We start from the raw sequence: 12496 nt of genomic DNA on the forward strand, positions 1-12496 counted from the left end.
CACTAAATTTCTTTTTGGGAGTAGTTGTATTTTCTTAGCTTGATGGTGATGGGGTAGCACCATCAAGCTAAGGTTTTGAAGTACCCACTAAATGAAATTTTTCTTTCTCTACAGTTAGTTTTTTTGAGAAGTCAATTTTTTGTTTTTGGGGTGTTTACTTTTCTTAAGTTGATGGATGTGGTGATACCCCAAATATGACAAGAGAGCCATTTGGCTCTCTTGTTTCATACACAATAATAAGTTTATGAAATCGGGCTTGTAAAAGGAAATCTTGATGCCGCAAAGAATGTTGGATTAAATTGATTGCCCACAATACTTCCATTTGTAGTAGCACGAAATATAACTTGCACACTGTCTCCTGCTTTTAATCCATATATAGTGGAAATATTCACAAGTAAGTCGGCAAAAAAATCCACATCATTAGTTGCAACTATAACTTCAACATTGTTAAGAAAAATATTGAATGAAAACCCATAACTAACTAATGTACTACTAGGGCTAAATCTTACACCTGCTGCTAATGAATATACTCCGTCTTGATTTGGTTGGAATGTTGAAACACTGTCAAATTCATTTCCAAAATCAAATTGTTCATTATTAAATGTAAGAACTAAATCATCCCCTGCGGTATATGCTTGTGCCTCTAGTGGCCCTTGTTTAGAAGCTCTAAATGCAGATTCAATTACGTTTAATCCAGTTGGACCCGTTGGTCCTGTGGGGCCTGTTATTCCGGTTACTCCTGTAGGTCCCGTTGGTCCCGTGGGGCCTGTTATTCCGGTTACTCCTGTAGGTCCCGTTGGTCCCGTGGGGCCTGTTATTCCGGCTACTCCTGTAGGTCCCGTTGGTCCTGTAGGCAAAGTAAATGGTGGAATAGGTGGAAGTGTCGGACCGAGTAAGCTTGGGTCTAATGCCGCACCTTGTAAATCTTTTTCTTCTGACATACGTCACCTCCAAAAAACGCTTATCATACTAAATATATGCATTGTGGAATCAATTATGACAAAAGAACCTATCGGATCTCTTTTTTATTTTTTCTAAACAATACAGCAGATGGTTGCGAATATTTTCACTGTCGATATTCAATTGAAAAAAAGACATGTAATATTCATATCCACAATTTGTAATCTAATCTACATTTTATTGATACTACTATAGTTACAAGTATGCTAAAATACACTGGATCTGTTGCATTTGTTAGCTTGATATTGATAAGATACTAGCATCCCATTTTTTACTATTTAAATTAGAATAAATATCTACTGTCGTTTAATAGGCAATGCATAATAGCCAAAAGCTAAATCCAGTAAGGCACCTGCTTCTTGACGCAGTAACACATCTTTCGGACGGAATATAAAGGATCCGTCAGCATTGATGGAAGTATCAGGGTCTAGAATTCCTTGGGAGGCAAGTGCTTGAATAGATTGAACTGCCCAATCATCTGCGGCATCAAGTAATTTAACTTTACTAACTTTATCAGTTTGAATCATTTTCAGGTCTTGAATTTGCTTTACGTTTTGAATCATGGTTGCTGCGACCTGTCGGGTAATCGGAGTAGCAGGGTTATACTCTGGAATTCCATTCATCATTTTTCCCCTTGCCTCCTTGGATTCGTCTGGAAAACCGTTCCATCCGTGAGCAAGCAACAGCGTATCCGCAAATTCTCCTTGTGTCATGGTGTCCATCGGATTAAATAGATTATCTGTTTTAGCACCCATAATATTTAGAGCATGAAGATTATCAATGTGACTTCTATATTTACTCTTTGATGGCACGTCATCAAAAGGTGGTTTGTTGTTAATTCTCTGAGCATCTGCTACAAAATCATAGCTTTTAGGAGAGTTGTAATGAAAATATGCAATTTCTCCAGCCGAATTTTTTTTGAAAGCGACTTTATTACCTTCTGAATCCTCAAATAATAACGGATGAATCATTTTAAGAACTTGTTTTCCCGTTGTACCACCCTTCATGATCAAATTCCCATTTTCATAAGTAAAATGAGTGCGAATGGTAGCGAAACGTGTATTTTGGAATAAACCCAAGTATTTATGAGCCTCTTTTTCCTCTAACGGGAGATAGCTTGTTTTTACTTCATTCTTCTTAGCAGGGAAATAGTGATCCATTAGAGCTTCATATATGTCTATACTCATCATTGAATCATTATTGTAAGACATGAAGAATGCTGTTTTTTGTTCAGGCACTAAAATCAGCAGTGATTGATGTCCAGGCATACTTCCTCCTTTCATTACAACATGTTGACCATTAGCAAATTCATTAAAAGGCGTTTCAAATCCAATTGTCGCAACAGGAATTGTCTTATCATCAAAAACTTGATAGGCATGCATCATATCTATGCTTTTTTTACTTACAATTTCTTTGTCTTTAAACGTTCCTTTCTGTAGTTGCATAATCATGTATTTTGACATGTCTTCCGCAGTAGATAAAATGCCTCCTTGTGGTGTATCCCTTAAACCACTCCCACTTGTTGGAATCGGATCACCAGTGGGACCATAATGTGTAGCCATTCTTTCGAGAAGGTCAGGCGTAAAGCTCATACTCGTAGATTTCATATCTAATGGTTTGAAAATATTTTTTTCCATATATTTTGAGAAAGGGGTGTTAGTAGCATTCTCTACTGCAAACCCTGCGAGCGCAAATGAGACGTTGTCATACGTATAAGCTTCCCCTGGTGGCCGTATCACCGTTGGCATATGTTTAGAGAAAAATTCTTTCATTGGTATACTATTATGAACGTATTCAGGTCCAGTTATATTTGTGAGGTCCGGAAAATCTACCCCGCTAGTATAAGTTAGCATATCAAACAGGGTGAGAGGTTTCTCTGTTTGATTAGGGATTTGTAATCCACCAAGATATTTTTGTACGTCTTGATCTAGTTTAAGCTTTCCTTTTTCGACTTGCTGCATCACAGCCAAAGCAGTAAAAGTTTTTGAGACTGAAGCGATTTGAAAGACCGTGTCCTTAGTGACGGGGATTTTCTTTTCTTTATCGGCATATCCATACCCTTTATTGACAACGACCTTTCCATCATGAACGACGACCAAACTAGAACCGTTCACATTATACTTCTTCATTTTTTCTTCAAATAACGGATCAGCAAAAGATTCTATTTCTTTTTTATTATTAGGTCCTTCCATCATTTGAATATTAGTCGAGGATGCTAATGGTTTTGATTTTTCAGCTTCTAATAATTGTTGGGAACACGCAGAAATCATTGTTGAAGAAGAAAGAAGAACTGCAACAATCCCCAGTTTGTTAATTGCTTGTTTCATTTTTGTACGCTCCTTTAATTGATTTGTTTTTTTATTAGCGCATGAACAGAGTGTAGCAAGAGGCCAGCCATAGTAGGTAGTGAGTTTTTGTCATATTTATAAAGGAGAACAAAAATTGAGTGGATAAGGCTGTATTAATAGTTATGTCATAAAAATCATGACATTTTGACACTACCGTGTGTGACAGAAAAACATTTAGAATCAAGGAGCAGTTTTTAACGCATTAACAATAAATAAGGAGGGGAGATCTACATTGTGTATGTTAAAAAATATAATGAGGCATGAAAGGGGAAACAGGTATGATTTATTTATGAAAAACAAACCAGTAATAAGAGTGGTTCTTCTAGGATTAACATACATGTGGAAAAAGAGGAATTTATCGTTTGTTAGAATACAATGGCATTTGTAAAAAAATAATTAGCAAGATAATTACAAATGTAATATTGAACTTTTAATAGAGATGATAGCTGTGTGCTTAGTATGAAACAGCTAATAACCATCTACACAATATGAATAGAGGAGCGGGAGAATCTTATGAAAACAAGTAGGCAAATTACGAGTGCAAGTCTGACCCTTTTAATAGCTGGAAGTTCCCTAATATACACAACACCAAGCTCAATTGTAAAAGCAGAGTCTGATCAAAATGTATCTAGTTCGTTACAAACAAATACTCAACGAGATCGTACTTCCGTCAAGAAAGCAATGCGGGATACACTACAACTTGGATACCCTGGAATACTCGCTACTATTTATAAGGGTGGAAAAACGTGGAGTTATGCCGCTGGTATAGCAGATCTGAGAACCAAGAAACCAATGAAAGCAGATTATCGCTTTCGTATTGGCAGTGTGACGAAGACATTTATTGCAACAGTTCTACTTCAATTGGCTGGAGAGAACCGCTTGAATCTAGACGACTCCATCGAAAAATGGTTGCCTGGCGTTATTCAAGGAAACGGCTATGATGGTAACCAGATTACGATTCGGCAGATATTGAATCATACAAGTGGGATTGCTGAATACTTAAAGTCAAAAGACTATGATATTATGGATACAAAAAAAATGTATACGGCCGATGAATTAGTAAAGATGGGAATTTCTCTTCCCCCAGATTTTGCCCCAGGTAAGGGCTGGTCTTATTCAAACACGGGATACGTAATATTGGGTATCCTTATTGAAAAAGTAACTGGAAATAGCTATGCAGAAGAGGTTGAAAATCGGATTGTTGAACCGCTCGAATTGTCGAATACATTCCTACCTGGTAATTCAACTGTTATCCCAGGTACCAATCATGCCCGTGGATATGAAAGATATGACGGAGAAAGGGAGCTAAAAGACGTTACTTATTCTTACCCAGGTAACTCCGATGGAGATATAATTTCTACTGCTGATGACTTAAACAAATTTTTCTCTTACTTGCTTAGTGGAAAATTACTAAAGGAACAGCAACTAAAACAAATGCTTACTACAGTTCCTACAGGAATGGCGGGAATTGATGGTTATGGTCTTGGAATCTATGAAACTAAACTTCCAAAGGGTGTCTCGATATGGGGACATGCAGGTGCCGCTCCAGGTTTTATTACTCTTGCTGGAGGCACACTTGGAGGAAAGCATACATTGGCAATCAACTTAAACAACCGCATAGTTAATAGTCCTGATCCTTTTAAAAATATTCTACTTGCTGAATTTAGCAAGTAGGTAAAAAGGAAAACCGGATAAATTTTGGCATAGTTTTTATAGTTTAAAATATACCTTTCTGGTTCAAAAAAACAACTTCCTTTTAAATTTTTTTGAAATTAAAGTGGTGAATGCTATTAAGCTAATAAAACAAAATTCTCCGTAACATGAAAAAACGTTATTCTTTCTCTAGAATCATAGGAAAGGATAACGTTTTTTATATTTTGGGGTAAAACAATTTCTTAAGTGGATGGATCTGGGGTATCGCTACATCGCTATCAAGTTAAGACTTTTATTTGCCCCCATAATGAAAAGTTTATTCCTCTACAGTTATTTATGAGATTTTGGTTCATTTTTTCGTTTTTGGGAACAATTAATTTCTTAAGTTGTTGAATAGGTATGATTCCCCTATATAACAAAGAAGGAACCTATCATATTTCATAATAGGTTCCTTCTTTAAATGCAGAAACTTCAAATGTATCAGGTTATACTTCGAATCGTTTCCATAAAAAGATTATAAAGTTGAATTTCTTGTTATATTTTGGCCTAACGATAATGGGATACCATCATCCAATTTTTTTATGATTCAATTTAGGATGAATATCTAGCAAGCGGTTAGTCATAGTAGATAGTGAACTTTTGTCACATTTATAAAGGACAACAAGAATTGAGTGGATAAGGCTGTATTGATAGTTATGTCATACAAACCATGACATTTTGACACTACCGTATGTGACAGAACAATACTTAGAATTGAAAAAGTAGCTTTTAACGTATTAGCAATGAATGAGGAGGAGAAATTTTAATGACGAAAGTATCAGCTCAAAAAAATTTGCAAGATTTTTATTTCTTGTTATTTACCTTTGTATCCGGATTTTTTTACTTTTGTTTCTATCTGGTCAGCATTACATTTGCATTAGTAATGACGATTATCTTTTTGGGTATTCCCTTGTTGGCTTGGGTGCTGCAAACAACTCACACGTTTGTTCAGTATGAGCGTATTCAGACGAAGGTTTATACAGATATATCGATAGAGTTATTCGAACCAAGAAAAAAAGAGGAGGGAGATAAATGGATTAAAGCGAGGGATATAATCCTTAATAATAGCAACTGGAAGGCTATTTTTTGGCTCATGCAGAAATTTTTTGTCGGAATAATGAGTCTTATATGTGCTGTTTTACTGTATGTAATGCCGCTAGTATGTATCGTTACACCATTACTTTTTCGATATTTTAATATATACTTATTGGGCATTGCTGTGAATTCATGGGAGACAGCAATTTCTGTCATGATTGTTGGTTTTATTCTCATCTGGATACAGAATCTTATTAGAAACTGCTTGGTTCGAATTATTGGAATGTACACGCGTTCCATGTTTAAAGCTATAAAGGAGTGATAATTTGTTTAAGACTTTGAAACTATGGTTTTGGTATGATTGGGCCTTACTTTGTATACGCTTTATTATTTGGCTATCATTGATACCAGCGACTATCCAACAACAAGATCATTTGACAGTACCACTTTGGATCATAATTCTTTGGGAAGTCGTTTCATTTTCAGTACCTTGGATTTGTTTAATGTTCAGTTATCGCTATTATTTGTTTACTGAAATAATATTATTTGGCGGAGTGTGTTTCTATTTAACTTTATTATTTCCGTCAGCGTATCTTGCTTTTTTAATGCCAACTTTTATGATTGCGGCAAATAGCGTTCATAAATCTTACCGCTGGTCGGGTCCTATCACAATTATTTTGTTCCCGTTGCTCATTGCGATATTTTCCAAAGTGACAGATTTATGGGTAATCATCCTACAACTCAGTTTAGCTTTTGCTATGGGCTCTTTCTTTCGTTTACTGGCTATTAATTACCGTCAAAGTGAAATTATTCGGAACCAGAAACATGTATTGGAACAATACGTATCTCAAGTTGAGCGGATTACATTACTGGAGGAACGTGATAGGCTCTCAAAAGACTTACACGATACGATGGGGCATTCCTATACTTCAATTATTATGGGGATGGAAACATTGCGTATGGAATTAAAGTCTAAAGAAGGAGAGCAACAGCTCGATTCATTATTACAATTGGCCCGTAACAGTATGGAAGAAGTAAGACTGTATTTACACCAATTAGATTTATCACAAGAATCGCTTCCCTTAGCTGCCACATTACAACAATTGACAGAGGAATTTAAGAAACATGCAAAAGTAAATGTACGTACTCGAATAATAGGGGAAGAGTATATAGTCTCCAAACAATCAAAAATGACACTATATCGGAGCTTGCAGGAATCACTAACAAATGCTGTTCGCCATGGACATTCCACAGAAATCATTGTGTCACTTCATTTTGAACCACAACAGATAAGATTGGATGTACAGGATAATGGCTGTGGGGTAGAAGAGTGGAAGGATGGCTTTGGATTAACTGCAATGAAAGAGCGTATGAGTCAGTCACAAGGAAGAGTCATTGTTTATTCCAAAAAAGGGGAAGGGACATTAATTTCATGTGTTTTACCGAAACAAGTACAACTGTCTAATGACCAAATCCGCCTTTGTATTGTCGATGATTATTCTTTTATCCGAGAAAGTCTTCATACAATTTTGGATGTACAGGAGGATTTACAAGTAGTGGGAATGGCTGAAGATGGAGAACGGGCTTTGGAATTGTGTGAGAGACTAAAACCAGATGTAGTATTAATGGATTTAGAGATGCCAAATCTGAATGGGGTTCATGCAACTAAAATGATTAAGAAAAAATGGCCGGACATTCGTGTACTCATTCTGTCAACCTTTCAGGATACAGAAAGGGCAAAAGAAATCATACGAAATGGTGCGGATGGATATGTATTGAAATCCATAGATGGGCGTGAACTAGCTGAATCAATTCGTTTAGTCTATCGTGGAGGCGCGATGATTAATCATGACTTGTTCCATAGAATGTGGGAAGAAAATGAAGAAACAGGATTATTTGAATCACGATCAGATGGAAAAGAGTATGGATTAACGAAGCGAGAACTAGAGATTTTGGAGCTATTATCACAAGGAAGCCGTTATAAAACAATAGCTTCGACACTTTACTTGTCAAACGGAACGGTAAGAAATTACGCCTCCAATCTCTATGAGAAGCTAGGAGTTAACAATCGAGAAGAAGCCGTACAAAAGGCAAAAGATATAGGATTGCTTTCTTGACTCTGTCACTTGAACTAGTTAGCTGAAGTCAATGGGGAACTTACAGATAATGCAGGGCATCACTACCTAATACTACATTTGAAATTACAATGAAAAATAAAGATTTGGAACCCCTCTGCTTTTTTATAAATATAGTTGTTTAAAAAGGCTATTCGGATTTTTATATCGAAAAAGTTAAACACTATAGACGATGACTATAACAGTTGTAGACTATAACTGAAATTGAAACAAGGTATAAGGTCGATGAATATTTTATTCAAACCTGTCTTCACAGAGGACTGGTAAATAGTTTTCATATTCGCTAGTACATCTGTCCTAAACCTAAAAGCAAAATAGGTATTTTGATCAATAACATCTGTGATTTAGATGTTATTGATCAAATTTAGAAAATATTTATTCCGTTTCCATGAGTGGTTTTAGAATTGAAAGAGGCATTTCCATAAATCAGGGGATAATAATACTAAATAGATTCAAGCTTTCTATAAAGAGAAGAATTTAGCAACTAAAGAAATCAGTGTGACGGTGCTTGATTGTAGTCAAATATAAAATATGTTGTTTTGAGTTGAAGTAAGATGTGTAATTGAAAAAGATAACAGGAAAATATATTTCTAATCATTTAAAGGGAAGGGGATGTGATTGAGGTGAATAATACATATAATGAAAAGACGCATACATCGATTAAACAATTATTAAAAAAGTTTTCACCAAAAGCTCCTGGCTTTGCATATATTGCTAGTTTTGATAAAGGTGTAACTTATAAAGGTGCAGTTGGTTTAGCTTCTATAGAGGAAAATTTACCTATAACCACAAAAAGTATTTTTAATATTGCCTCAGTTTCTAAACAATTTACAGCGTTTTCTATATTACTCTTAGAACAAGAGAGGAAATTGAGTTTAGATGATTCAATTGTAAAATTTGTCCCTTCTATAGGTGCATATGCTGAACCTGTAACATTGAAACACCTAATTCATCACACGGGTGGACTAGTTGATTATATGGAATTGGCTGAAGTAGCAAATATTAAATATACGGACACATTAACTGTAAAAGAATCGCTAGAACAACTTAAAAGTCATCAAATTGCAAGGTTCCCGGTTGGAACAAAATTTGAGTATAGCAATACAGGATATTTTTTATTGTCACTAGTGGTAGAGAAGGTAAGTGGCAAGTCTCTACGTCAGTTTGCAAAGGAACGTATTTTTGATCCTTTACACATGAAAGACACAACAATTGTGGTTTGCTACCCAACTACTATTTCAATTGCTAATGGATATTCGAGGAATGATCAAGGAACATATAAAATCTATGAAAGCCCTTGGGAACATACAGGGGATGGGGCAGTTCATACAACAGTTGAAGACCTGGTAAAATGGGGAGAAAATTTAACTACAGGTACCGTTGGTGGAAAAAATCTTGCTAAAAGAATGAGCGAAATAGGTCCGAAAATTTCTTCAACTGGGGATATAATTATTGATAATGAAGATTATGCTTTTGGGCTAAGGCTTGCAGAAGGTTTTAACTGTCGATACTTGGAACATTCAGGTAGCTGGGCAGGTTATCGTTCATACTTCATGCGGTTTCCAAAAGAATATTTGTCTGTTGTGGTACTAGGTAACTATGATGAATTTGACTCTAAAAAATATGCTAATGAAATAGCAGAAATTGTTTTAGAAAAGTAAAAAATAGGGCGTAGAAGACAGTATCTAGACCTCACGTTGTTTTAGGTTTAATTGATTATGAGAACGGAAGGCAAGCATATATTTATGCCTGCCTTTTTTCGTATTAAAAGGAACATAAATATTAATATTTATACAGTTAAAAATAAATTAGAAATTCTTTAAATATAGATTAATTAATGAGGTCAGATTTTAAATTTTTTAATTAGAATATAAAAATTACATATAATGATTATCAAACTTAATTTTATTAAAAATTGAAATATTAATTAATATTCCTACCGATATTAAATTGACCATTAAAGAACTTCCACCAAAACTTACAAATGGAAATGGAGTACCTGTAAGAGGAAATAGTCCCGTAATACCACCTAAATTTACAACAGATTGCATACCAATCATACTTCCTATACCAATTGCTATAAAACTGCCGAATGGATCTACACATAATTGTGCAATTTTTAAGGAGCGAAGTACTATAGTCAAAACTCCAACCAATATAATAAATACACCAATAAATCCTAGTTCTTCAGAAACTATTGCCATTATAAAATCAGTATGTGGTTCCGGAAGATAACCTGTTTTTTGTATGCTATTTCCAAATCCACGACCAGTGATTCCTCCAGAGCCAATGGAAATAAAAGAATTTACAAGCTGGTATCCATTTCCTTGCGCATCAAGAAAGGGATTGAAAATCGTAGTAATACGTGTCTTTTGAACTTCTGACAAACTATATTGAATCAAGAAATATAAAATAGGTAACCACAAAATAGAACTGATGATAGTTCTTTTGATTAGTAGATTTATATTTATTCCTGAGCAAAGAAATATGCTAAAACCTATACCTAATATTAAAAGTGCAGATCCTAAATTTGGTTGTTTAAAGATAAGAAAAAAAATTGTAGCTAAAAAAACTAAAAGTTTTCCGATACCACTCCAGTTATTTTTATCTTGTTCTTGTCGTAATGCAAAAAAACGGGCTGTTACAAGTATTGTTCCTAATTTAAGAAATTCAGCTGGCTGTATTCCAAAGATCCATGATTGAGCATTATTTACCACTTTTCCTTTCCATAAAACCATAATTAATAAAAAAATCCCCCAACTATAATACAGATTGAGACTATTCGTTTTTTCCATATTTCATATGGGAGTATAGCACAAACTATGAAACCTATTGTTCCTAAAAGTAGCTTTGTTAATTGAGAATCAACAAAGTGTCTACTGTTATAACCGTAATGCTGGACAGCGACAATGGAACTCGCACTATACATCATGATAATACCTAAGGTACATGTTATGAATAGAGGGAGGAGCAATAGATAATCGAGTTTTAATATTTTTTTCATTTTAATATCCTCCTCATTTAAAACAAAACATAATATTACATTTGCTAATGAATAGAATCTTGTTTTCGTCAATTACTAAATATGACTTTTGTTTAGAAAGATTTTATCGCTTACTCCCTGTTTTTTACGCAAAAATCCCCCTAGGATGTAACTAGAGGGATTCAAAATGGCAGGACTAAATAAGGCTTTTCTCCCCCTAGTAGAGCTTTGGCACTATACAACGTAAAGTAATGAAAATTCATTACTTAGCTATCTTAAGAAGAGCCTTAATCCGACAATTCCTGTTCTACCCATTGGCGTCTTTCGACATTTTTGGGCAATAGCCTGTGTTTGCATAGGAGCCTCACCTAACAGGTTAAGCAATATAATTTTTATGTGTGTGTTTCGTGTAGCAAGCATAAATATATATTTTTTTCTTGTCAAGTAACCGTAATGCTAATTTTATATGTTTTATCGCTATATAATCCTTTGAGAAATGATGTGAGAAAATGTATGTAATCATTCCGTATAAGTACATATTTTTGACTTGTAGTGTATAGTTTGATTAAGTAGTTTAACCATATAAATTTGATAAACAGTAAAGAAGATTTTAATTATAAAAGAAGATTTTTTTATGAATGTTCTTTTAATATACAGAATGACTAATTATTCATCTTTTGTTATAAAGTTGGAATTTGATTAAAAACAATAAGTTTCATATGTTTTATAACGTTTCTTCGAATTAAATCTATTTGAATTCTATGTTTTTTAAGGGGAATTTTAAATTTATAATAAAATATAATTTCATTTTCTATAAAAGATTTTTTTATGAATGGAATTGAAAGTCATTTGACAAATATTAAATTCTGGTTTAAATTTTGAAGTAATTCAATAAACTTTGTTAGGTGAGGCTCCTGTATAGAGAAACGCTGCTGCCCAAAAATGTCGAGAGACGCCAATGGGTCAACAGGAACGGTCGGATTAAGGCCCTTCTTAATGTAGCTGGTTATAAAAACCTATGCTATACAGTGCTAAAACTCAACGAGGGAGTGGTATACGATTTGATAGAAAGGCACCTCTGTGATTTTGGCAGAGCTGTCTTAATAATCATTTATTTGTATTGTGAAAAAACCTTTACTCCTTTTTGAGTAAAGGTTTTTCTGTTTAATTTTATTTATTTTTATCTTGTCTTGTCTATATTCAAAAAGGAGGTAATTCTAACTAATGAATTGATTGCAATGTAACTATTATTGCTCTAATAAAAAATTTAAGACAGATAAAATAAAACAAAACCACTCATGAAAACTCTAGAGTCTCCCTTAGCAATATGAGGAGGAGTTAAC

Annotated in this window: 6 protein-coding genes, 1 pseudogene and 2 riboswitches; of the genes and pseudogenes, 4 read left to right on the top strand and 3 right to left on the bottom strand. The window is 34.4% G+C overall.

Translation table 11 applies throughout. The features are described 5' to 3' along the window. Window positions 1-242 precede the first annotated feature (242 nt). Both AAG068_RS29255 and AAG068_RS29260 read right to left on the bottom strand, forming a co-directional pair. Entirely contained in the window at window positions 243-941 is a 699-nt protein-coding gene (locus AAG068_RS29255; RefSeq protein ID WP_342720025.1) for an exosporium leader peptide-containing protein, read from the bottom strand. A 315-nt stretch (window positions 942-1256) separates the two neighbouring features. Continuing rightward, on the bottom strand, window positions 1257-3287 hold the full coding sequence (locus AAG068_RS29260) for a serine hydrolase (protein WP_342720027.1): 2031 nt from the start codon (window positions 3285-3287) through the stop codon (window positions 1257-1259). 534 nt (window positions 3288-3821) lie between these two features. Here AAG068_RS29260 and AAG068_RS29265 point away from each other — a divergent pair. The 4 genes from AAG068_RS29265 to AAG068_RS29280 all read left to right on the top strand — a co-directional run bounded on the left by AAG068_RS29265 (window position 3822) and on the right by AAG068_RS29280 (window position 9831). Next, window positions 3822-4982, top strand: a complete 1161-nt coding sequence (locus AAG068_RS29265) for a serine hydrolase domain-containing protein (RefSeq protein ID WP_342720028.1) — start codon at window positions 3822-3824, stop codon at window positions 4980-4982. A gap of 784 nt (window positions 4983-5766) precedes the next feature. Next, the gene (locus tag AAG068_RS29270; RefSeq protein ID WP_342720029.1) at window positions 5767-6357 is read left to right on the top strand and encodes a sensor domain-containing protein; all 591 of its coding nucleotides are present in this window, start codon (window positions 5767-5769) and stop codon (window positions 6355-6357) included. 4 nt (window positions 6358-6361) lie between these two features. Beyond that, complete coding sequence (locus tag AAG068_RS29275; protein WP_342720030.1) at window positions 6362-8152, top strand: hybrid sensor histidine kinase/response regulator transcription factor; 1791 nt, start codon at window positions 6362-6364, stop codon at window positions 8150-8152. Window positions 8153-8793: 641 nt separating this feature from the next. Further along, window positions 8794-9831, top strand: coding sequence for a serine hydrolase domain-containing protein (locus AAG068_RS29280; protein ID WP_342720031.1), 1038 nt, complete (start codon window positions 8794-8796; stop codon window positions 9829-9831). 216 nt (window positions 9832-10047) lie between these two features. Here the strand turns inward: AAG068_RS29280 and AAG068_RS29285 are convergent. Then, window positions 10048-11174: pseudogene (locus AAG068_RS29285) on the bottom strand (FtsW/RodA/SpoVE family cell cycle protein). Window positions 11175-11359: 185 nt separating this feature from the next. Further along, window positions 11360-11536: riboswitch (M-box (ykoK) riboswitch) on the bottom strand. A gap of 507 nt (window positions 11537-12043) precedes the next feature. Next, window positions 12044-12209: riboswitch (M-box (ykoK) riboswitch) on the top strand. Window positions 12210-12496 lie beyond the last annotated feature (287 nt).

This window comes from Bacillus paramycoides, from assembly GCF_038971285.1.
Lineage (GTDB): Bacteria > Bacillota > Bacilli > Bacillales > Bacillaceae_G > Bacillus_A.

Coding starts and splice junctions, on each gene's coding strand:
- AAG068_RS29255 (WP_342720025.1), bottom strand. CDS start 941: ATGTCAGAAGAAAAAGATTTACAAGGTGCGGCATTAGACCCAAGCTTA.
- AAG068_RS29260 (WP_342720027.1), bottom strand. CDS start 3,287: ATGAAACAAGCAATTAACAAACTGGGGATTGTTGCAGTTCTTCTTTCT.
- AAG068_RS29265 (WP_342720028.1), top strand. CDS start 3,822: ATGAAAACAAGTAGGCAAATTACGAGTGCAAGTCTGACCCTTTTAATA.
- AAG068_RS29270 (WP_342720029.1), top strand. CDS start 5,767: ATGACGAAAGTATCAGCTCAAAAAAATTTGCAAGATTTTTATTTCTTG.